Annotated in this window: 16 protein-coding genes, 1 tRNA gene and 1 riboswitch; of the genes, 10 read left to right on the forward strand and 7 right to left on the reverse strand. The window is 53.4% G+C overall.

All coding sequences use genetic code 11. The features are described from left to right. Window positions 1-2 precede the first annotated feature (2 nt). A riboswitch (cobalamin riboswitch) is annotated at window positions 3-233 on the reverse strand. A 391-nt stretch (window positions 234-624) separates the two neighbouring features. The 9 genes from RDM37_RS00080 to asnS all read left to right on the forward strand — a co-directional run bounded on the left by RDM37_RS00080 (window position 625) and on the right by asnS (window position 11,170). Continuing rightward, window positions 625-697 (forward strand) — tRNA-Thr (locus RDM37_RS00080). A 93-nt stretch (window positions 698-790) separates the two neighbouring features. Next, window positions 791-2,461: a formate--tetrahydrofolate ligase gene (locus tag RDM37_RS00085; protein WP_299369673.1), complete on the forward strand. Its 1,671-nt coding sequence runs from the start codon at window positions 791-793 to the stop codon at window positions 2,459-2,461. Window positions 2,462-3,136: 675 nt separating this feature from the next. Beyond that, window positions 3,137-5,089, forward strand: coding sequence for a threonine--tRNA ligase (thrS, locus tag RDM37_RS00090; RefSeq protein WP_308554082.1), 1,953 nt, complete (start codon window positions 3,137-3,139; stop codon window positions 5,087-5,089). A gap of 112 nt (window positions 5,090-5,201) precedes the next feature. Further along, the gene (infC, locus tag RDM37_RS00095) at window positions 5,202-5,831 is read left to right on the forward strand and encodes a translation initiation factor IF-3 (RefSeq protein ID WP_299369026.1); all 630 of its coding nucleotides are present in this window, start codon (window positions 5,202-5,204) and stop codon (window positions 5,829-5,831) included. A 159-nt stretch (window positions 5,832-5,990) separates the two neighbouring features. Then, window positions 5,991-6,185, forward strand: a complete 195-nt coding sequence (rpmI, locus tag RDM37_RS00100; RefSeq protein ID WP_004331667.1) for a 50S ribosomal protein L35 — start codon at window positions 5,991-5,993, stop codon at window positions 6,183-6,185. Window positions 6,186-6,242: 57 nt separating this feature from the next. After that, window positions 6,243-6,590 (forward strand): 50S ribosomal protein L20, encoded by a 348-nt coding sequence (rplT, locus tag RDM37_RS00105; RefSeq protein WP_308554084.1) that lies wholly within the window; start codon window positions 6,243-6,245, stop codon window positions 6,588-6,590. 218 nt (window positions 6,591-6,808) lie between these two features. Beyond that, window positions 6,809-8,143, forward strand: a complete 1,335-nt coding sequence (gene purB / locus RDM37_RS00110) for an adenylosuccinate lyase (protein ID WP_308554086.1) — start codon at window positions 6,809-6,811, stop codon at window positions 8,141-8,143. 170 nt (window positions 8,144-8,313) lie between these two features. Continuing rightward, window positions 8,314-9,726 (forward strand): pseudouridine synthase, encoded by a 1,413-nt coding sequence (locus tag RDM37_RS00115; RefSeq protein ID WP_308554088.1) that lies wholly within the window; start codon window positions 8,314-8,316, stop codon window positions 9,724-9,726. A 28-nt stretch (window positions 9,727-9,754) separates the two neighbouring features. Next, window positions 9,755-11,170, forward strand: coding sequence for an asparagine--tRNA ligase (gene asnS / locus RDM37_RS00120; RefSeq protein ID WP_308554090.1), 1,416 nt, complete (start codon window positions 9,755-9,757; stop codon window positions 11,168-11,170). 332 nt (window positions 11,171-11,502) lie between these two features. Here the strand turns inward: asnS and truA are convergent, their stop codons facing one another. The 7 genes from truA to RDM37_RS00155 form a co-directional block, all read right to left on the reverse strand. Further along, complete coding sequence (gene truA, locus RDM37_RS00125; RefSeq protein WP_308554092.1) at window positions 11,503-12,291, reverse strand: tRNA pseudouridine(38-40) synthase TruA; 789 nt, start codon at window positions 12,289-12,291, stop codon at window positions 11,503-11,505. Between the two features lie 21 nt (window positions 12,292-12,312). Continuing rightward, a complete protein-coding gene (gene topA, locus RDM37_RS00130) occupies window positions 12,313-14,790 on the reverse strand; it encodes a type I DNA topoisomerase (RefSeq protein WP_308554094.1) in 2,478 nt (825 codons plus the stop codon). Window positions 14,791-14,950: 160 nt separating this feature from the next. Beyond that, a complete protein-coding gene (locus tag RDM37_RS00135) occupies window positions 14,951-15,496 on the reverse strand; it encodes a 2-oxoacid:acceptor oxidoreductase family protein (RefSeq protein WP_308554096.1) in 546 nt (181 codons plus the stop codon). A 19-nt stretch (window positions 15,497-15,515) separates the two neighbouring features. Next, a complete protein-coding gene (locus tag RDM37_RS00140) occupies window positions 15,516-16,319 on the reverse strand; it encodes a thiamine pyrophosphate-dependent enzyme (RefSeq protein ID WP_308554097.1) in 804 nt (267 codons plus the stop codon). Window positions 16,320-16,359: 40 nt separating this feature from the next. Continuing rightward, window positions 16,360-17,439, reverse strand: a complete 1,080-nt coding sequence (locus tag RDM37_RS00145) for a 3-methyl-2-oxobutanoate dehydrogenase subunit VorB (protein WP_308554099.1) — start codon at window positions 17,437-17,439, stop codon at window positions 16,360-16,362. A gap of 13 nt (window positions 17,440-17,452) precedes the next feature. Continuing rightward, a complete protein-coding gene (locus RDM37_RS00150) occupies window positions 17,453-17,680 on the reverse strand; it encodes a 4Fe-4S binding protein (protein WP_296952485.1) in 228 nt (75 codons plus the stop codon). A 268-nt stretch (window positions 17,681-17,948) separates the two neighbouring features. Then, a complete protein-coding gene (locus RDM37_RS00155) occupies window positions 17,949-18,347 on the reverse strand; it encodes a hypothetical protein (protein ID WP_308554101.1) in 399 nt (132 codons plus the stop codon). Window positions 18,348-18,663: 316 nt separating this feature from the next. Between RDM37_RS00155 and RDM37_RS00160 the strand changes: the two genes are divergently transcribed. Next, a complete protein-coding gene (locus RDM37_RS00160) occupies window positions 18,664-21,675 on the forward strand; it encodes a tetratricopeptide repeat protein (RefSeq protein WP_308554103.1) in 3,012 nt (1,003 codons plus the stop codon). The last annotated feature ends 28 nt before the right edge of the window (window positions 21,676-21,703 follow it).

Genomic DNA, 21,703 nt, shown 5'->3' on the forward strand with positions numbered 1-21,703 from the left:
GTGCTATCTCCGTCTACTAGGGTCGGTCTTCTGACTTATCTCGTCGGGACTAGGCTGTGTGTGGCGTAGCCCTACTTGGAGCGATCTCCTTCCCATCTTACATTGTTCAGACAGTGGATTATGTGATCCTCCTCTATAGCGAGAATTACAGCAGCGGGTTCTGTACTGGACTTGCACCAGTTTCCCAGTGACTAGGCGATGTGCACTAGTACACCCTATTAGTATTATGAGATTGCAAACGAACGAAAGGAGGTCGGCGTAAAACATCCTCGTTTATTGCAAGTGCAATATTACAACATTCCAACGAGATAACCAAATAAAACAACTTCAAAATCGATAGCTGTTGAAAAGTTATCCAAAGCAAATTCGTAATACGCTGTTGTTTAGTAATTTGTGAAAACGCTACTTCCGAGAAGTTTTCCAATTAGGATATTCTGATACCTCGTTTCGTCTACGAACTTGTCGACACCGACAACTATAACCCTTTGTATGGACGCACGACCATGCGTCCATACAAAATCGTTACTCGTTTCGCTTTGATACTAGAATGTGCGAATGCGTGCAATACCGCCAAAAGTTTTGTAGTATCAAAAGTTTGTTGTACTTTTGCATCGTCAATGAGACGCCGAAATAGCTCAGTTGGTAGAGCAACTCATTCGTAATGAGTAGGTCGCCGGTTCGAGTCCGGCTTTCGGCTCTTATATCACCTACTTAGGGCGTCGTCTATAGTGGTCTACCCGACCCTGTAGGGGGTGCCTTTTTTCTTTATAACTAACAACATAGTACCACAATGAAATCAGATATTCAGATAGCTCGTGAGTGCCAGCTCAAGCCTATTGAGGAGATCGCTCACCAGCTCAACATCACAGATCAAGAACTAGAGCCTTACGGGCACTACATCGGTAAGGTATCGCACGAGCGCATGGATCCCGACAAGATAGCCCAGAGCAACCTCATCCTCGTGACCGCGATCACACCGACCAAGGCCGGTGTCGGTAAGACCACCGTCTCCATCGGTCTCGCTCTAGGACTCAACAAGATCGGCAAGAGTGCCGCCGTGGCTCTTCGTGAGCCCTCGCTCGGACCCTGCTTCGGTATGAAGGGTGGTGCCGCGGGTGGTGGATACGCACAGGTGCTCCCCATGGAGAACATCAACCTCCACTTCACCGGCGATTTTCACGCCATCACCTCGGCGCACAACATGATCACCGCACTCCTAGACAACTATATCTATCAGAATAGAAATAGCTGCGAGGGACTCTCCGAGGTGCTCTGGAAGCGCGTCCTCGACGTTAACGACCGCTCACTGCGTAACTGCATCACCGGTCTAGGGGGCGTAGGCAATGGCGTCCCCACAGAGACCGGCTTCGATATCACCCCCGCGAGTGAGATCATGGCGATCCTCTGCCTCGCATCAGATCTAGACGACCTGCGCCGTCGTATCGACAATATCCTACTCGGCTATACCAAGGCTAAGGAGCCATTTCATGTCAAGGATCTAGGCATCGGAGGTGCTATCACCATCCTCCTGAAGGATGCCATCAAGCCTAACCTCGTACAGACCACCGAGGGGACACCCGCCTTCATCCATGGCGGACCTTTTGCCAATATCGCTCACGGCTGTAACTCGATCATCGCGACTAAGATGGCTATGTCTTGCTGCGACTACACGATCACGGAGGCAGGCTTCGGTGCCGACCTCGGTGCAGAGAAGTTCCTAGACATCAAGTGTCGTGTAGCGGGCATCACTCCCAAGCTGACAGTCATCGTCGCTACCCTCGCGGGTCTTAAGATGCACGGCGATGTCAACGAGAAGCAGATCTACGAGAAGGACATAGAGGGTGTGCGTAAGGGTCTTGCTAACCTCGATCGTCACGTGCACAACCTGCACAACTTCGGGCAGACGGTGGTTGTCGCCTTCAACCGCTACGCTACCGACACCGACGAGGAGATCGAGATCGTACGCAATCACTGCGAGCAGGTCCTAGGCTGCGGCTTTGCGATCAACAACGCTTACAGCGAGGGTGGCAAGGGTGCTACCGAGCTGGCTAAGCTGGTCGTCAAGACCATCGAGGAGCACCCCTCAGAGCCTATCGATCACGTCTACGAGCTCAGCGAGCCGGTCAAGACAAAGGTCGAGCACATCGCTAAGCGCATCTACGGCGCTGCCAACGTCACCTACAGTAGCAAGGCAGAGAAGAAGCTCGCTCGCATCCACGAGCTCAACATGGAGCGCTACCCTATCTGCATCGCCAAGACGCAGTACTCCTTCTCGGCAGATCCCAAGGGTTATGGCGACATACGCGACTTCGACATGAAGGTCGAGGACATCGTCCTCAACAGCGGCGCTGAGATGATCGTCGTCATCATGGGCAGCATCATGCGTATGCCAGGACTACCCAAGGAGCCACAAGCCATCCACATGGACATCGTCGATGGCGTCATCGAGGGGCTGAGCTAAAAGCAAGTCGGGTAAACCGACGAGACGTAATCCCCACTGTAAGGATCACGTCTCTAACATCTAATTCAATAGCCACGGAGAAGGTAGATATCTTCTCTGTGGCTATTTTTCATTCTCCACGTAGGGAAGAAAAAATTCCTCCGAAGTTTCATTTCATTCCTCCGAAGTTTCATTTCATTCTTCCGAAGTTTTATTTCGCGCCCACGTGGAGATCTTTTCGTCCCTCCGTGGGGATTTTGAAATCCCTTCCTTGGAATTTTTTCGTCCCAACCCAGGTGGGACAAATTCGTCTCATGGGTATGGGACGACTCTTCCGGACTATTTACCACATTATATAGGTAGCCTAGTCGACACGTGTAACCCGCTAAAGGTTCGCTAGCACCTACTAGACGACGTCACACTTTGGCACAATGCATAACTCCGTAACCATTGACGGGGACGGACGCACAGATCGTGCGTCCATACCAGTCGTTACACGTCTTGCTGTATTACAACGACCATGCGTCCGTATGTCACGGCTGGTTCGGAGACAGACGCTCCGCGGGAGTGCGTGCGTCCTTTGAGGAGTGGAGGGTGAGAGCTTTTTTTGTACCTTTGTGGCGTATATACCTTTTTTGAGATGATTGCAGCGAGCAAGAGTCTCCTTATTATATAGTCGACTACAACACACCACTTATGTCTGATCAGATACATATCACACTACCCGATGGCAGTGTGAAGGAAATGAAGCAGGGGGTGACCCCGCTAGATATAGCGAATAGCATCAGCGAGCGACTGGCGCAGGAGGTGCTGGCTGCTGAGTGCGATGGCAAGCTCATAGATGTGCGTACACCGCTGATGCATGATGCCCACATCAAGCTCCTCAAGTGGGAGGACGAGGGCGGCAAGCACGCCTTCTGGCATACCTCGGCTCACCTTATGGCGGAGGCACTGCAGGAGCTTTATCCTGGCGTACAGTTTGGCATAGGGCCTGCTATCGATGCGGGCTTTTACTATGATATAGATACTGGTGACGAGGTGATCAAGTCGGAGGATCTGCCGAAGATCGAGGCTAAGATGCTGGAGCTGGCACGTCGCAAGGAGACGCTCGAGCGTAAGTCGATCTCTAAGAGCGATGCTCTGGACTTCTTCAAAAAGACGGGTCAGGGCTACAAGCTAGAGCTGATCAACGATCTAGAGGATGGCACCATCACGACCTATACGCAGGGTGCCTTCACGGACCTCTGCCGTGGTCCGCACCTCCCCTCTACAGCACCTATCAAGGCGGTCAAGCTACTGAGCGTGGCTGGTGCTTATTGGCGTGGCGATGAGACGCGCAAGCAATTGACTCGTATATATGGTATCACCTTCCCCAAGAAGAAGCTCCTCGATGAGTATCTCGCACTGCTCGAAGAGGCGAAGAAGCGTGACCACCGCAAGATAGGTAAGGAGCTAGAGCTCTTTGCTTTCTCACAGCGTGTCGGACAGGGCCTGCCTCTATGGCTACCACGTGGTACGCAGCTGAGACTCAAGCTCGAGGACTTCCTCAAGCGTATCCAGAAGCGCTACGGCTACCAGCAGGTCATGACGCCTCACATCGGCAATGTGGAGCTCTACAAGACGAGCGGTCACTATGCTAAGTATGGTGCTGACTCATTCCAAGTGATCACGACTCCTCAGGAGGGTGAGGCCTTCATGCTGAAGCCGATGAACTGCCCCCATCACTGCGAGATATATAGGCTCAAGCCGCACTCCTACAGAGATCTGCCAGTACGTCTGGCTGAGTTTGGCACAGTCTATCGCTACGAGCAGAGCGGTGAGCTACACGGCTTGACGCGTGTACGCGGCTTTACGCAAGACGATGCACACATCTTCTGCCGTCCTGATCAGGTCAAGGAGGAGTTCCTCAAGGTGATGGACATTATCTTCATCATCTTTAAGGCTCTAGACTTTGAGAACTTTGAGGCGCAGATTTCTCTACGTAGTCAGACTGACCGTAGCAAGTACATCGGTAGCGAAGAGAACTGGGATCGTGCTGAGCAAGCGATCATCGAGGCTTGTCAGGAGGCTGGTCTACCAGCCCATGTCGAGTACGACGAGGCTGCTTTCTACGGTCCGAAGCTTGACTTTATGGTCAAGGATGCTCTCGGTAGACGCTGGCAGCTGGGTACGATCCAGGTAGACTACAACCTACCAGAGCGATTTGACCTAGAGTACACAGGCGAGGACAATCAGAAGCACCGCCCCGTGATGATACACCGCGCACCCTTTGGCTCTATGGAGCGATTTGTAGCGGTACTCATAGAGCACACAGCGGGCAAGTTCCCCCTATGGCTGGCACCCGACCAAGTGGTCATACTGCCTGTCTCGGAGCGTTTCAACGATTACGCTTATGAGGTGGCTGCAGCCCTGAGCGAGCAAGACATTAGCGTATCCGTTGACGACCGCAATGAGAAGGTGGGTCGCAAGATACGTGACAATGAGCTCAAGCGTATCCCCTACATGCTGATCGTCGGTGAGCAGGAGCAGGCCGACGGCACAGTTTCAGTGCGTAAGCAGGGCGAGGGTGATGCAGGTACAGAAAAAATTAGTACCTTTGCCGAGCGTATCCTTCAGGAGATAGAGAGTCAGATGAATGCCAGAGGGTAGTCATCCGCCTTTTATCTCAAGAGAAAGATAAGTCGTATCAATCTAAGCACTAGATCAAATAACCCCAACCTAGCACACTGCTAACGAATCACTAACTGCTAATTGCAGACGAATGGCAAACAGTAGAAATTTCAGACGTCCACCCATCAAAGAGCAACCGAACCGGATCAACGAGCAGATACCTCATCGTGAGGTACGTCTCGTCGGTGACAATGTAGAGCAGGGGGTCTACCCTATCCAGCAAGCTCGTCGTATAGCCGAGCTGCAGGGTCTAGACCTTGTGGAGATCTCTCCGAATGCGGAGCCGCCCGTATGTCGTGTGACTGACTACCAGAAGTTTCTCTACCAGCAGAAGAAGCGACAGAAGGAGCAGAAGGCTAAGCAAGCTAAGGTGGTCGTCAAGGAGATCCGCTTCGGACCTCAGACGGATGACCACGACTACAACTTCAAGCTACGTCACGCCGAGGGCTTCCTCAAGGAGGGCTTTAAGGTGAAGGCGTACGTCTTCTTCCGTGGTCGCAGCATCCTCTTTAAGGATCAGGGCGAGATACTTCTCCTGCGCTTTGCCAACGACCTAGAGGATCTGGCACGTGTCGAGAACATGCCCGTGCTGGAGGGCAAGCGCATGACGATCATGCTAGCCCCCAAGCCAGCCTCTGCCAAGGGTAAGAAGAAAGAGCCTAAGCAGACCAGCGAGGAGCAGGCTGATCAAGATGCCTCTGAGAAGAACGATGACGAGTAGTCACAGTATAGACACATTCATGAGCAAATAAAGTCACCTACCCTACCAGCTATGCTCCGTGCGTAGCAGACTATCCAAACAGGCATAGGCGTGCCTCTAGGTAGTTGGTCAGGATGGTGCATCTAACAATAGTTTCACACAATTCAAAATCCAAACAAAATGCCTAAACAGAAGACAGTATCAGGCGCTAAGAAGCGTTTTTTCCTGACAGGTAGCGGACGCATCAAGCGTAAGCATGCGTACAAGAGTCACATCCTCACCAAAAAGAGCAAGAAGCGTAAGCGCAACCTTACCTACACCGCTCTCGTGGATCCACACAATGAGAAGAGCGTCAAGGAGATGCTCAACCTTTAATCGAGGACTCAACAGAGTTTAGTACGTATTTATCAAACACACTAATCGACACAAGAAATGCCTAGATCAGTAAATCACGTCGCTTCACGAGCTAAGCGCAAAAGAATACTCAAGCTAACACGCGGATACATCGGTGCCCGCAGCAACGTCTGGACCGTAGCCAAGAATGGCTGGGAGAAGGGTCTCACCTATGCTTACCGTGACCGTAAGAACAAGAAGCGCTCTTTCCGCGCTCTATGGATACAGCGTATCAATGCTGCTGCACGTCTAGAGGGTATGACCTACTCTACACTGATGGGTGCCCTACACAAGCAGGGGATTGAGATCAATCGTAAGGTCCTCGCTGACCTCGCTATGAACAATCCCGCAGCCTTTAAGTCTATCTGCGAAAAGGCTAGAGGCTAAAGACGGGCTCTATAAATACAAAGCCTAGGCGCAAGACACAGGACGCACGATGTCTCCTTGATGACATCACGATCTTGAGTCTTGCGTCTAGTCATTAATCTATCTTCTATCGAGTCGCTATGGCTATGGTCAGCAGACGTCTCCAGCTGTAGCAGGCTTAGGTGTGGCGACACACTCCTTTCTGTCATCTTACAACACTCTTCAATCCATAATATAGTATGTCAGCTCTTCAAGCAATCTCACCTCTAGATGGGCGCTATGCGAGCAAGACGGCTCCTCTAGCAGCTTACAGCTCCGAGTCGGCGCTCATCCGCTACCGTGTACGTATCGAGGTGGAGTACCTCATAGCGCTAACCCAGGCGATACCCGCACTGAGCAAAGCCCTCCCAGAGCCTAAGCAAGAGGCTCTCAGAAAGCTCTACAAAGAGTGGTCTACAGAGGCCGCACAAGAGGTAAAAGATATCGAGGCTACGACCAATCATGATGTCAAGGCTGTCGAGTACTACATCAAGCGTCATCTACCTCAACTAGGACTAGAGGAGATTGAGGAGTTTGTCCACTTCGGACTAACATCGCAAGATGTCAACAATACCGCCTTCCCGCTGATGCTTCGCGAGGCACTGCACGAGGTCTACCTCCCCACGCTCCATAAGCTCATCGAGCAGTTGCGTCAGCTCGCCAATGAGTGGCACGATGTCGCTATGCTGGCTCGCACACATGGTCAGCCCGCTAGCCCCACACGTCTGGGCAAGGAGATTATGGTCTTCGTCTACCGCTTGGAGCAGCAGACCAAAGCTCTAGAGCAGGTGCCTATCACGGGCAAGTTTGGCGGTGCTACGGGCAACTTTAATGCGCATCATGTCGCCTACCCCACCATTGACTGGGTTGCTTTTGGCAATAGCTTCCTCACATCACTAGGGCTAGAACGTGAGCAGTACACGACGCAGATCTCTAACTACGACAACCTCGCTGCCCTCTTTGAGGCGATGGCGCGTATCAACACGATCCTCATCGACCTGGCTCGAGACTTCTGGAGCTACATCTCCATGAGTTACTTCGGGCAGAAGATCAAGGCGGGAGAGGTCGGCTCCAGTGCTATGCCTCACAAGGTTAACCCCATTGACTTTGAGAATGCTGAGGGCAACCTCGGGCTAGCTAATGCCGTGGCTCTACATCTAGCCTCTAAGCTCCCCATATCTCGTCTGCAGCGTGACCTGACCGACTCGACGGTGATACGCAATCAGCTCGTCCCGATGGGCTACACGCTGATAGCTTTCAGTAGTCTCTCTAAGGGTCTTGGCAAGCTAGTCATCCACCCCGAGCGCATCGCTCATGACCTCGACTGCAACTGGGCCGTGGTCGCCGAAGCTATCCAGACGATCCTGCGTCGTGAGGGTTATCCGCACCCTTATGAGACGCTCAAGGCACTGACCCGCACAGGTGAGGAGATAAGTCAAGAGACGATCGCTCACTTCATCGACACCCTAGAGGTTGCCGAGGAAGTCAAAGAGGAGCTTCGTCAGATCACTCCGCACAACTACGTAGGGCTCTAGTCTGCTAATAAATTAGTACCTTTGTCGTAGCTCGATCAACTAGTAAGATCCACAGTTAGTCAGATCCGAAGGAAAGCCTGTTGACGTTGTTTTAACAGCGACAGAGTCCCCTTGATACAGAACATACCACGCAACACACTAAACTTGTTGTGTAGTCATCAAACAGCTTCATGTCTATAGACAGCAATCCTACATCAGAGGCACAGCACAAGAAGAGTTCCTCTGCTGATTCATCTGCCGAGGTGCCTGCGTCCGCATCTACTGGCAAGCGCAGACGTCAACGTATAGCACGGCCCGCTACCAATGAGTCCTTGATCCGTGTCAAGGTCAGTGGCGAGGAGAGTGCCACCGTAACGCATCGCAACATAGATGCCTCTGAGATGGTCAAGCCCCGCGACATCAATGCTGAAAAAGCTTTAGAGCGAAGGCATAACTTCGATGAGCAGCATACTGGAGAGCAGAGTTTTCACAAAGTCGTGGCACCGATGTCTCTTGTTGGCGATAGCAATCAGGAGGACCCTGTCATATACCCATACGCCAAGCAGAGAGGCAAAGTTACCCACCCCAAAGCACATAGCGGAGAAACTCGCACCTCATCACCACGACGCAAGAGAGGAGCCAATGCAACGGATCGTAAAGATAAGCGCTCCGCAGCTCCTCGCAAGAACGCGGGTCAGCGTCCTAACAAGCAGCGCAAGGGCGAAGCTACGCCACGCACTTCTAAGGCTCCCGTAGAGCCAGTACGCTACGCCTCTCCCCTAGTTGAGGCTGGCGAACCGATACGACTCAATAAGTTCCTCTCCAACTCAGGACTATGTTCCCGTCGCACGGCAGACCAGTACATCGCCGCAGGACGTGTCAAGGTCAACGGCACCGTCGTCTCCGAGCTGGGCTCGCAGGTGCTGCCGACCGACCAAGTGATGGTCGATGACAAGTCGGTCTCTCTAGAAGCTAAGGTCTACGTCCTACTCAACAAGCCGAAGAACTGCGTCACCACGCTCACCGATCCCGAGGGGCGGCGTACCGTCATGGATCTCGTGCACAACGCTTGCACCGAGCGCATCTACCCCATCGGTCGACTAGACCGCAACACGACCGGCATCCTCCTTCTGACCAATGATGGCGACCTAGCGGTGCGCTTGATGCACCCTGCCTTTCGCAAGAAGAAGATCTACGAGGTAGCCCTCGACAAGGAGGTCACCGTAGAGCACATGCAGATGATCGCTCACGGCTTCGAGCTAGAGGATGGCGAGATACACGCCGATGCTATCAGCTATATCACCGGACAGACCCACGACAAGGTCGGCATAGAGATACACTCGGGTCGCAACCGCATCGTGCGTCGCATCTTCGAGCATCTAGGCTATCGCGTCGTGCACCTAGACCGTGTCTACTACGCAGGTCTCACCAAGAAAGATCTACCCCGCGGTCGCTGGCGCTACCTAACGCCCGAGGAGGTACGCTACCTCCGCATGGGTGTCAAGGAGCAAGAGGAGAGCGGCGTAGCACCCACCACCAAAGTCTATCACAAGCACCAAGAGACGCCAGATCATCCCTTCTCATCTGAAGAGATAGAAGACTAAATAGGTATAAACCATATCAGCAGATACTATGAATAACTCACTACCACGCACTACTATCAAGGAGCTCCCCCAGCTAGCACAGTGTCAGCTCCCCCAGCCCGTCTGTGTCAAGGGATGGGTACGCACCAAGCGAGGCAACAAAGCTGTCTGCTTCGTTGCGCTCAACGATGGCTCGACAGTACATAACATACAGATCGTCATTGACAAGACCCAGACCGACCCCAAGCTCCTCGAGCAGATCACCACAGGCGCCGCTATCGGCGTTGTTGGCACGCTCGTCGCTTCACAGGGTCAAGGGCAAGAGTACGAGATACAGGCTAACGAGATAACCATCTATGGCACCTGTGATCCCGTCCGCTATCCACTGCAAAAGAAGGGGCACACGCTAGAGTTCCTCCGTGAGATCGCTCACCTGCGTCCACGTACCAACACCTTTGCAGCCGTTCTCCGCATTCGCCACAACATGGCTTATGCGATCCACACCTTCTTTCACGAGCGTGGTTACTTCTACCTTCACACCCCGATCATCACCTCGAGCGATGCCGAGGGTGCTGGGCAAATGTTTACCGTCACCACGCTAGACATGAACAAGCTCCCCCTCGCTAAAGACGGGAGCGTGGACTACAGCAAAGACTTCTTTGGCAAGCACACCTCGCTGACCGTATCGGGACAGCTAGAGGGTGAGCTAGGAGCCATGGCACTAGGCGGTATCTACACCTTTGGTCCTACCTTTAGAGCTGAAAACTCCAATACCCCACGCCACCTCGCTGAGTTCTGGATGGTCGAGCCTGAGGTTGCCTTTATGGATAATGAGGGCAACCAAGACCTCGCCGAGGCATTCACCAAGCACTGCCTCCAGTGGGCTCTCGATCATTGTATGGACGACCTTGAGTTCCTCGCCGAGCATTACGACAAGGAGCTCATCGATCGCATCCGCTTCGTCGTGGAGCGTCCATTCGTACGCACCACCTATACCGAGGGTGTGGCGATCCTCGAGGAGGCTGTCCGTGGCGGCAAGAAGTTCGAGTTCCCCGTCTACTGGGGTGCCGACCTCGCCAGCGAGCACGAGCGTTACCTCGTCGAGCAGCACTACAACGCGCCCGTCATCATGACCGACTACCCGAAGGAGATCAAGGCCTTCTATATGAAGCAAAACGACGACGGCAAGACCGTCCGCGGTATGGACGTCCTCTTCCCGCACATCGGTGAGATCATCGGAGGTAGCGAGCGTGAGACCGACATCGACAAGCTCACGGCACGTGCCGAGGAGGTCGGTATCAAGGACAAGGATCTGTGGTGGTACCTCGACACCCGTCGCTACGGCTCAGCACCACATGCGGGCTTCGGACTGGGCTTCGAGAGACTCCTCCTCTTCGTCACTGGCATGACCAACATCCGTGACGTGATCCCCTTCCCCCGCACGCCAAACAACGCCAACTTCTAATCCCCCCCACTCGCTAGAGGACTAGCAATCATATCTTATCAGTCAAGGCTGTAGCACCTCCCCATATGGTGCTGCAGCCTTTTCTATTTGTTGCCCGGCAAAGATAAGCTAACTATCAGTGCCAGTTGGGTGAAACTCCAGTGCCACCCCCCCATAGGCACTACAGTTTCATAGGTAAGAAACTACAGTTTCATAGGTGAGAAACTACAGTTTCATACGGAGGAAACTGGAGATTGGTCGAATAAAAAAGGAGTTGCCGCAGATACGACAACCCCTTGGTAGGTGTTAGTGGATCAATGTATAGAGAGCGTGAGTAGTAGCCGACGAAGCTTTTACTGGAGATCTGTGCTGTAGATCGAGTCGGGATAGGTTGCCTCGACGAAGAAAAGCGCACGAGCTGGTGCCGCTGAGCCAGCTAGCGTGCGGTCTTCGCTCTGGATCAACTCTGCGATAGAGTCTGGCGTGCGCTGTCCGTAGCCCACCTCGAGGAGTGTGCCCACCATCGTACGCACCATGCCGTGGAGGAAGCGATTGGCACATACCTCGTAGCGCATCGCATCCCAGAGACCAGGCATCTCAACCTGCTCCCAGTGCGCTGTGTAGACGGTACAGCGATTGTGCTTCGTCTGCGTGTGTAGCTTGCTAAAGGAGGTAAAGTCGTGCTCACCGATGAAGTGGCGACAAGCTTCGTTCATCAGCGCCATATCAGGGAGCGTACGTCGCTCCCAGCAATAATCGCCCCAGAAGGGGTTGCTACAAGCCGAGATGTAGTAGTGATACCTTCGTGAGGTAGCGTCAAAGCGTGCGTGAGCCGTCGGGATGACGGGCGTGACAGAGCGAACGGATATGCCACCACGCAGTATGCCACACAAGCCTCTCTGTATCTGTGCTAGTGGCGGATGTGGAATCGGCAAGTCGGCATGTGCCATCATGCTGTAGGCGTGTACCCCAGCGTCTGTACGCCCTGCGCCTGTGACCGGTATCGGCTGGCGAAAGAGTATCGCGAGGGCGCGCTCTAGCTCAGACTGCACCGAGACACCACGAGGCTGTACCTGCCAGCCACAATAGTTGGTGCCGTCGTAAGCGACCTCGAGGAATACACGCTGTACAGGAGCCTCCATGGCTTTAAGAGTAGGTAGCTATCACGACTTAGAGGCCGCACTACGCTTAGGCGCAGCCTTTTTGGCAGTGCTAGTCGTCTTCTTGGTCGTACTCTTCTTCTTAGCCGTGCTAGTGGCCTTTTTCGCTGTTGTGCGTCCCTTCTTCGGGGTCTCTTTGTCTTGCTCAGCGATGATAGCGACGACCTCGGCGTACGTCAGCTTCGTGGGCTCAGCTTTCTGCTCCTTGGTGAGCTTGTAGTTCTTCTTGCCCACCTTGATGTAAGCACCCCAGCGTCCGTCACGGATCGCAATATCGGGATCCTCGGGGAAGGTCTTGAGTAGACTGGCTGCATCCTTACGACGCTTCTCCTCGATAAGCTCGATTGCCTTCTGAAGGGTGATCTCCTCGGGTGTCAGACCGCTACTCTTAGGGATCGATGTGAAGGCACCTTTGTGGCGTAGGTAAGGTCCAAAGCGCCCCACGGCAGCAACCACTTCGCCACCCTCAAACTCACCGACCGTACGAGGCAGGTCAAATAGCTTGAGCGCCTCCTCTAGCGTAATAGTCTCTATGAGCAGATTGCTCGGGATACTGGCAAAGCGAGGCTTGAGACGCTCCCGCTCCGCCTCGGGTAGAGAGTTGTCGGGTGTCTCTCCGATCTGCACCATCGGGCCGTAGCGTCCGATGCGAGCGATGACCGGCTTGCCACTGACAGGATCGGTGCCGAGGAGTCGCTCGCCGGTATAGCGCTTGGCTCCAGACTGACTCTGCTCCTCGATCATCGGGTGAAACTTATCGTAAAACGTGCCGATCAGATCTTGCCACTGAGCCTCACCCTCGGCAACTTTGTCAAAGCGCTCCTCGACATCTGCCGTGAAGTTGTAGTCGACGACACGGGAGAAGTTTTCCATCAAGAAGTCGGTCACGACCATTCCCATATCCGTCGGAACGAGCCGTCCGCGATCGCTGCCATAGCGCTCCTTCTGCTTGTGCGACTTGATCGTTGTATTTCCAGTGCTGTGCTGCCAGCTGAGGTATAGCACATCGCGACTCTCGCCTTGGCTCTCGCCACGACGCACATATTCTCTGTTTTGGATCGTCTGGATCGTCGGAGCATAAGTAGATGGACGACCAATGCCTAGCTCCTCCATCTTGCGAACGAGGGATGCCTCGGTGTAGCGTGGCTTCGGCTTGGTAAAGGATTGCCGTCCCTCTATCTCTCGTAGCTGTAGCAGGTCACCCTCCTTCAGCTTGGGAAGCTCATTGCTGCTGGTATCTTCCTCGTCATCACGGCTCTCTGTGTAAGCACTGATGAAGCCATCGAAGACAATCACCTCGCCACGAGCCTCTAGGCGAACGGGGTCAGCACCCTGCGAAGCTATCTGCGCTATCGTTCGCTCGATGCGAGCGTCGGCCATCTGACTAGCGAGTGTGCGCTTGCGTATGAGGTCGTAGAGTGCTTGCTCCTGCTTGGAGCCTTGTATCGTAGCGTTGCGCAGATAGGTGGGGCGAATAGCTTCGTGCGCCTCCTGCGCCCCTTTGCTCTTAACGTGATAGCGTCGGCGCTGATAGTAGTCGGCGCCCCACTGCTCTAGGATCACCGTCTCGGCATCGTGGAGTGCGAGGCTAGAGAGATTGACCGAGTCGGTACGCATATAGGTGATGAGACCTCGCTCGTAGAGTGCCTGCGCCACACGCATCGTATTGGAGACGCTCATACCGAGCTTGCGAGAAGCCTCCTGCTGGAGCGTACTGGTGGTAAAAGGTGCCGACGGAGAGCGACGTCCAGGCTTCTGCTCCACCTGCTGCACAGCAAAGGCGGACTGACTATCGATAGTTCGCTGCATGAGCTGGCGAGCAGCCTCCTCTGATGGGAGGTTGTCAGGGAGTGTCGCAGAGAAGGTGTCCCCCCCCTTGGTCTCTAGGCGTGTCGTGATGGCAAAAGAGGTCTCCGGCTGGAAGGCTAGTATCTCGCGCTCCCGCTCTACGATGAGACGCACCGCAACGCTCTGCACACGTCCTGCCGAGAGCGAGGGGCCGACACGTCGCCAGAGGACTGGCGAGAGCTCAAAGCCCACGATACGATCTAGGACACGACGCGCCTGCTGCGCATCGACTAGGTTTTCGTTGATCGAGCGTGGATTCTGTATGGCATGCTGTATGGCACTCTTGGTGATCTCGTGGAATGCGATACGGTGAGTCTCCTTGTTCTGTAGGTCTAGCACATGATAGAGGTGCCAAGCGATCGCCTCTCCCTCGCGATCTTCATCGGATGCGAGCCATACGATGTTACTCGCCTTGGCAGCTTTGCGTAGCTCCGATACGAGACGCTGCTTGTCTGCGGGGATCTCATAGATGGGTGCGAAGTGATGCTCTACGTCTACACTAAAGCTACTCGGCTTGAGGTCACGTATGTGTCCATAGCTCGAGAGCACTTTGTAGTCATCACCGAGGAATTTGCCAATTGTCTTCGCCTTTGCGGGGGACTCTACTATTACTAAGTTCTTCTGCTTTGCCATAATCTCACGCTGTCAGAGACTCTTGCCATAGTCTCAATTGGTGCAAAGGTACTCTTTTATAAGGAAACAAACGCTTTAGCAGAAAAAGAGAAAGCGTCCGTCAATCTAATGAGTAGATCGGCGGACGCCTTGTTATTGTTAGTGTAAGGGTCTCTGTAGACTAGTTGACCTTGACTAGACTATCCATACCACGCTTGATAGCCTCCTCGTTGAGGGGGATCAGCTTGTGGTGACGCTCAGGCAGAGACTTCTTGAGTCCTGCGATGATGCTCTCAAGCTTTAGCATAGGAGCAGCCTTGAGCATACCACCGAGTATGATCATGTTGAAGATCTTGTCATTACCCATCTCTAGGCTCTGCTCAGTAGCAGGTACCTCGTAGATGTTGATATCCTTACGATCAGACTTGTGCTGGATGAGAGCTGGGTCGTAGATGAGGATGCCGCCCTTCTTAACACGGGGGCCGAACTTGTCGAGTGATGGCTGGTTGAGTACGATGACTACATCATACTCGTTGACAACAGGCGAGCTAACAGGCTCATCGCTCACGATGACCGTGACGTTACTCGTACCACCACGCTGCTCAGGTCCGTAAGAAGGCATCCACGATACCTCCTTGTCCTCCATAATGCCTGAGTAAGCGATGATCTTACCCATAGAGAGTACGCCCTGACCTCCGAAGCCAGATATGACTATTTCGTAATTCATAGTTGTTCCTTTCGTCTGATTAGATTTTCATTGTAACCACCTCGTCGTTGCTACCCTTAGACTCGACATCCTTGATGTCACCAAGAGCGTACTTGTCGACCATAAACTTTGCCATCCACTCATTAGCCTTAGCGGGGCTCATCTTCCAGCCTGTATTGCAGGTTGAGACAAACTCAACGACGCTGGTACCCTTGCCTGCGAGTGAATTTTCAAAAGCCTTGCGTAGAGCCTTCTTAGCCTTACGTACAGCACCAGCTGTATGTACACTCTGACGAGTGACGTAGCAGGTACCATCTAGCTCAGAGAGGATCTTAGAGATGACGAGTGGATAGCCGTTAAGCTCTGGCGTACGACCATCAGGACAGGTGACTGTCTTCATACCGAGTAGTGTGGTAGGAGCCATTTGACCACCAGTCATACCGTAGATACCATTGTTGATAAAGATGATGACAATGTTCTCACCACGGTTTGCAGCGTGGATCGTCTCAGCTGTACCGATAGCAGCTAGGTCTCCATCACCCTGATAGGTGAAGACGAGCTTATTAGGGTATAGACGCTTGATAGCAGTAGCTACAGCGGGCGCACGTCCGTGAGCAGCCTCCTGCCAGTCGATGTCTATATAGTTGTATGCGAAGACGGAGCAGCCCACAGGAGCTATACCGACGGCCTGGTCGCCCATGCCCATCTCCTCGAGGACCTCTGCAACCAGCTTATGCACGACACCGTGGCTACAGCCGGGGCAGTAGTGCATCGTGTTGTTGTTGAGCAGACTTGGCTTCTGATAGACCAAGTTCTCTGGTTTGGTTATATCCTTTATATCCATGATATTTGTTGTCTATTACTGGTTATTGATAAGGGTAAGCTTACTTGACGAGCTTCGTACGCAGAGCGTTGAGGACCTCGTCTGGAGAGAATAGCATACCACCCATACGTCCGAAGTGCTCTACAGGGCAGCGGCCATTGACAGCTAGTCTGACATCCTCGACCATCTGACCAGCATTGAGCTCGACAGAGAGGAAGCCCTTGACACCACGCTCAGCAAGCTTGGTGATCACCTCGTATGGATAAGGCCATAGCGTGATAGGACGTACGAGACCTACCTTGAGGCCCTCTTGGCGAGCTACCTGAACGACCTTCTGGCAGATACGTGCAGAAGAGCCGAAAGCTACGAGTACGTAGTCAGCATCCTCTGTCATCGTCTCCTCGTAGCGTATCTCGTTCTCCTCAATCTTACGATACTTCTCCTGGAAGCGTAGGTTGTTTTGCTCCATCACAGCTGAGTCTAGCTCGAGAGATGTGATGATAGAGCGCTTGTCAGGTGTATGACCTGTAGTAGCCCAGGGGCAGCTAGCAGCGATCTCCTCATCAGTGTGACGAGGCTTCTGCTCGGGTAGAACCACCTTCTCCATCATCTGTCCGATGATACCATCGCTCAGTATCATAACAGGGTTACGATACTTAAATGCTAGATCCATACCGACACCGACGAAGTCGACCATCTCCTGTACAGAGTAAGGAGCTAGTACGATGAGGCGGTAGTCACCATGTCCACCACCCTTGGTGGTCTGGAAGTAGTCAGCCTGACTTGGCTGGATCGTACCTAGACCAGGACCACCACGCATCACGTTGACGATGAGTGCGGGTAGCTCAGCACCAGCGATGTAGCTGATACCCTCAGCCATGAGGCTGATACCAGGGCTAGAGGAGGAGGTCATGACACGCTTACCAGCGCCAGCACCTCCATATACCATATTAATAGAAGAGACCTCGCTCTCAGCCTGTAGGACGACCATACCGGTCTTCTCCCAGGGGCGTAGCGACATAAGAGTCTCGAGCACCTCAGACTGAGGTGTGATAGGATATCCGAAATAGCCATCCAGTCCGTTAAGGATTGCCGAGTGTGCCAGGGCCTCGTTGCCCTTCATCAGTTTTACTTCTGCCATGATAGCTATAGGATTAAAGGGTTACTTTATAGACGCTGATACAGCCGTCGGGACAAACCACGCCACAGTTAGCGCAGCCAATGCATGTTTCGGGGCTGCTCATATAGCAGTAGTGATACCCCTTGTCGTTCACCTCGTCTGGGTGAAGTGAGATACTCGCAGTAGGACACGCTACAACGCAGAGGTTGCACCCCTTGCAGCGTTGCTCGTTGACTACGATTGCTCCTCTAAATTTTGCCATGTGTAGTACTTTATAGATATTGTACCCTCCTCCCGTCTACTGACAAAAATCGGGTACTGTGATACAATTGGTTTTCTTCGACCTCAAAGTTACAAAGAATATTCGGAATACCTACCATTAGGTAGAGAAAAAGATTGTTTTCCCGACATGTTCTTCGTAAAGAGGCTCTTTTGAAGATGAATAGCCCCCTAAAAACAACTAGAGACTGCAGCTAACGAGCGACAGTCTCTAGAAGGATAGGTGCGAAAGATACGGACTACACAGCCGACTATTGCTGTCCCGTTAGCGTCATCGAGCGAAAGTCATCAATAGCCTTCACGAATTCAGCTAGGGATACGCCATCCCACGTGGCACCCTCTGTTGGACGCTGATACTTAGGGAGGATTACGATGTGATTGTCTTCTAGAGTAAGTGCAGAGGCGAGGTTTGTAGCCTCCTTCTCACTGTACTCTTTTTGGCCAGTGAGGGCTCGCACAACCTCGACAGCCTTACGTGTCGTAGCATCAGTCTGATCGAGGATAGCCTCCTGCTCAGATAGGTGCATAACGGTCTCTATGACCTTAGCGATCTCTTGCTGAGATTTGTCCAGCGTCACCTGCTGCTGTCCCTTTGCCACGAGTGGTAGCATGAATAGGAGCAAAGCGCATAACCATGTCGTATGTTTCATAATTATAAAGCTTAGAAGTTAGTATTGTTGGTTTGTCATTTCGCTCTAGTTAGATCTCTCATTGAAGTCTCCCGCTGATTCAACACCTTGTACCAGAAGGTGAAACAAGCAGGAAACAATCACTACGCCACAAAGATAGTTTTTTTTGCAGACAACAAAACGCTAAGCTCCACTGGACGGGTAGCAACGTAAGGCACTAGAGAGTGGAATGTACGGAAGGCGGCATATTTTGCTCTCAGCAGTTATTTCAGTAGATTTGCGTTAGAATCGATCGGGCGTATCCGTAGGACCTCGCCCCTAAGTAAGACTATTACCGATGAACTACAAAGGATTCCTATATACGTTACTGCTCTGCGGCAATCTGCCACTAGCCTACCAACTACAGGCGCAAGAGACCTTTAGCATACCCACCGAGCAGCATGCTATCGAGGTGACCCTCGCAGCGGGCTCACCGCTACGTACCACGATGCTCCTCACCCCTGCACAACGTCTGAGCAAGGTGGATGGGTGGTTTGCCACCTCTGGGGCGCATCTGCTGGGTCGTCCGAGTGCTGCTGCCGAGCTGGAGGAGTATATCACCACAGATCCCATCTCCCGTCAAGCACAGGTCGCGCGCATAGCTCGTGCTACACACTACCTATATAATAAGGAGTACAATCGTGCTCGCCATACGCTAGAGCAGGTACGTGAGCGGACCTTGACACGTGAGGTGCGCAGCGAGTGGCAGGTCAAGATGGCCTACGCACTCCTATTGTCTGGTCGTCCTGTGGAGCAGGTAGAGCAGCTCTTTGAGATGACCGCTGCAGGTGATGACTACTGGGGCGATGTGGCTAGGCTCTATCTAGCGCAGCTATACATCGCGCAAAACAATTTGGACAAGGCTGAGCGCACGCTCATCCCAATACAGGATCAGGGAGATCTGCAGTACGACGCTCGTCTGGGACTGGCACGGATAGCACTTTATCGGCAAAACTATCAGTCGGTACTCACGCACACCGAGGCACTCGCCACGGCACATCTCTCGGAGGAGCAACGCACGGAGAGTCAGATTCTAGAGGCAAATGCTTGGTATCGTCTCGAGGAGCCGAGCAAAGCGATCGAACGTCTGGCCCCATTAGCAGAACAAAAGGCTAATGCCCTGACTCCCGAAGACCAACTCATACTCGCGGCTGCCTACATGGAGACAGAGCGCACGGAGCAAGCGATCCCGCACCTACTCCTAGCGACCCGTGGCGACGCGGAGACCAGTGGCGTGGCCAACCTTTACCTAGCACGTGCTCGTAGAGATATGGGGCTTTACTCCGAAGCCCTTGCCTCCTATCAGGTGGCGGCAGATAGAGCCGTAGCACCCACGATCCGTGAGGCTGCCATGTATGAGCAGGTATTGCTGATGCGCAGCAAGGCGAGCGGTTCGTTTGGTCAGGAGGTGAGGCTCTGCGAAGAGTTTCTCAACACATTCGCCCAGTCGGCACACCGCGAGGCTATGGAGCGTTTTCTCATTGAGAGCTACTACCGCAGCCCTGACTACCTAACTAGTCTAGCCTCCATAGGACGTATCCAGAGACCTTCGCCCGTAATTGTAGAGGCGCAGTGCTATCTGCTCAATCAGCTCACACAGCAGGCGCAACAGGCGGGCGACCTAGCCCTAGCACAACGCTATAACCAGCAGGCGCAGCAACTTGCCACAAAGTCTGCTCACCAGACCGAGGCTGAGCTGCTAGGGGCGCAGCTTCTCTCTCAGCAGGGTGCCTACAAGCGTGCTTCACAAGCCCTCACGGCCATCCTCAATAAGCGCACAGCCTCTAGCCAGCAGCTACAGATAGCTCGCTACCTACTAGGCTATAGTCAGATCAAGCAGAAGCAGTACAGTGCTGCCACACAGACGCTCTCCATACTACTCCAAGAGGGCACGCTCGACAACACGCTACAAGCTGATGTCCACGCCCGTCTAGGTGACGCACACTATATGCAGGGTCACTACACGCCAGCCGTACGCTACTACGAGGAGGCTTATAGGCTCGCACCGGACAATCAGGTCTATGCGCTCTACATGTTGTCAGACATTGAGGGCCTCAAGAAGGACTACAAGGCGCAGATAGCTGCTCTCGATAAGTTGGTCGCTCGCCACCCCAATAGTCTCTATAAGCCTCGTGCTATGTACGATCAGGGACGCGCTATGGAGCTGTCGGGACAACATGCGGAGGCTATCGGAGCCTTCACACGCCTAGCGCAAGAGTACCCACAGAGTGAGTATGGGCGCAAGGCAGCCCTGCAGTTGGCACTACTATATTATAATAGGAATGAGACGAGCCGAGCTATCGAGACCTACAAAGCACTCCTAGCCGAGGCACCACAGAGTGAAGAGGCAAAGCAAGCTTACGAAGCACTCAAGAGTATCTACATCGAGGAGGGACGCTCCACAGAGTTTGTTCAGTACGCGAATAGCATTGGCGGAAGCTACGCCATCAACGAGAGCGAGGCGATGAGCATCTCCTTCGAGACAGCTGAGCGAGCTTACCAGTCGCGACAGCCACAGGCGGAGCGTCTGCTCAAGGAGTATCTAGCACTGAAGCCTCAGGGAGCCTCTTCGCTCTTAGCGCATTACTACTTGGCCGATATCTACGAGCGAGCTGGTAAGGAGGCGGACGCTCTAGCACTCTATGAGCGCATCTACCCCAGCCGCAAGCAACTGTCGCAGGAGCTACACATAGGTTTGCTTCAGAAGATGTCAGCCATGCGCCTTCATCAGCGAGCTTATGCGCAAGCATTGCCCTTGCAGCAGGAGCTACTCACACTACCGCTAGAGCCAGCGAACTACCAGACGACACTGCTCTCGGCCACCGAGAGCGCGCTCCAAGCGGGACAGTATGAGTGGGTCATCAAGGTCGTAACCCCACAGCTAGACAAGTCTAAGGGGTGGAGCCAAGAGCAACTAGACCTCCTGACTTGTCGCCTAGCGACCAGCTACGTGAAGACAGGTCGAGGCAACCAGATCGAGCCACTCCTGAAGCCACTTGTCGCCCGCATAGAGACCTATGCCGGCACCCAGGGCACGCTCCTATTAGCGCAATACTACGTCTCCAACAAAATCCAGCAGAGCTACTCGAAGCAGCTACTCGACAAGTTGGTCAACGACGCTTACCCAGACCCCGAACTATCTGCCGAGACGATTATAACGCTCTCCGACTGGTACCTCGCCAAGGGAGACCCCGACACGGCAAGACTATACCTCGAGAGCCTGCTCAAGAACTACACCGACGAGACCTCGCCGATACGTCAGCGTGCTGCCGAAAAGCTTGCACAGCTTCGCCAGAGCACCGCTCGCTAATATCTCTCTACCCTACTATTCCAACGAT

This window comes from uncultured Porphyromonas sp. (assembly GCF_902489635.1).
Lineage (GTDB): Bacteria > Bacteroidota > Bacteroidia > Bacteroidales > Porphyromonadaceae > Porphyromonas.

Coding starts and splice junctions, on each gene's coding strand:
- topA (WP_308554094.1), bottom strand. CDS start 14,790: ATGGCAAAGCAGAAGAACTTAGTAATAGTAGAGTCCCCCGCAAAGGCG.
- RDM37_RS00145 (WP_308554099.1), bottom strand. CDS start 17,439: ATGGCAGAAGTAAAACTGATGAAGGGCAACGAGGCCCTGGCACACTCG.
- purB (WP_308554086.1), top strand. CDS start 6,809: ATGTCAGCTCTTCAAGCAATCTCACCTCTAGATGGGCGCTATGCGAGC.
- RDM37_RS00085 (WP_299369673.1), top strand. CDS start 791: ATGAAATCAGATATTCAGATAGCTCGTGAGTGCCAGCTCAAGCCTATT.
- rplT (WP_308554084.1), top strand. CDS start 6,243: ATGCCTAGATCAGTAAATCACGTCGCTTCACGAGCTAAGCGCAAAAGA.
- RDM37_RS00140 (WP_308554097.1), bottom strand. CDS start 16,319: ATGGATATAAAGGATATAACCAAACCAGAGAACTTGGTCTATCAGAAG.
- truA (WP_308554092.1), bottom strand. CDS start 12,291: ATGGAGGCTCCTGTACAGCGTGTATTCCTCGAGGTCGCTTACGACGGC.
- RDM37_RS00160 (WP_308554103.1), top strand. CDS start 18,664: ATGAACTACAAAGGATTCCTATATACGTTACTGCTCTGCGGCAATCTG.
- RDM37_RS00115 (WP_308554088.1), top strand. CDS start 8,314: ATGTCTATAGACAGCAATCCTACATCAGAGGCACAGCACAAGAAGAGT.
- rpmI (WP_004331667.1), top strand. CDS start 5,991: ATGCCTAAACAGAAGACAGTATCAGGCGCTAAGAAGCGTTTTTTCCTG.
- infC (WP_299369026.1), top strand. CDS start 5,202: ATGGCAAACAGTAGAAATTTCAGACGTCCACCCATCAAAGAGCAACCG.
- thrS (WP_308554082.1), top strand. CDS start 3,137: ATGTCTGATCAGATACATATCACACTACCCGATGGCAGTGTGAAGGAA.
- RDM37_RS00135 (WP_308554096.1), bottom strand. CDS start 15,496: ATGAATTACGAAATAGTCATATCTGGCTTCGGAGGTCAGGGCGTACTC.
- RDM37_RS00155 (WP_308554101.1), bottom strand. CDS start 18,347: ATGAAACATACGACATGGTTATGCGCTTTGCTCCTATTCATGCTACCA.
- RDM37_RS00150 (WP_296952485.1), bottom strand. CDS start 17,680: ATGGCAAAATTTAGAGGAGCAATCGTAGTCAACGAGCAACGCTGCAAG.
- asnS (WP_308554090.1), top strand. CDS start 9,755: ATGAATAACTCACTACCACGCACTACTATCAAGGAGCTCCCCCAGCTA.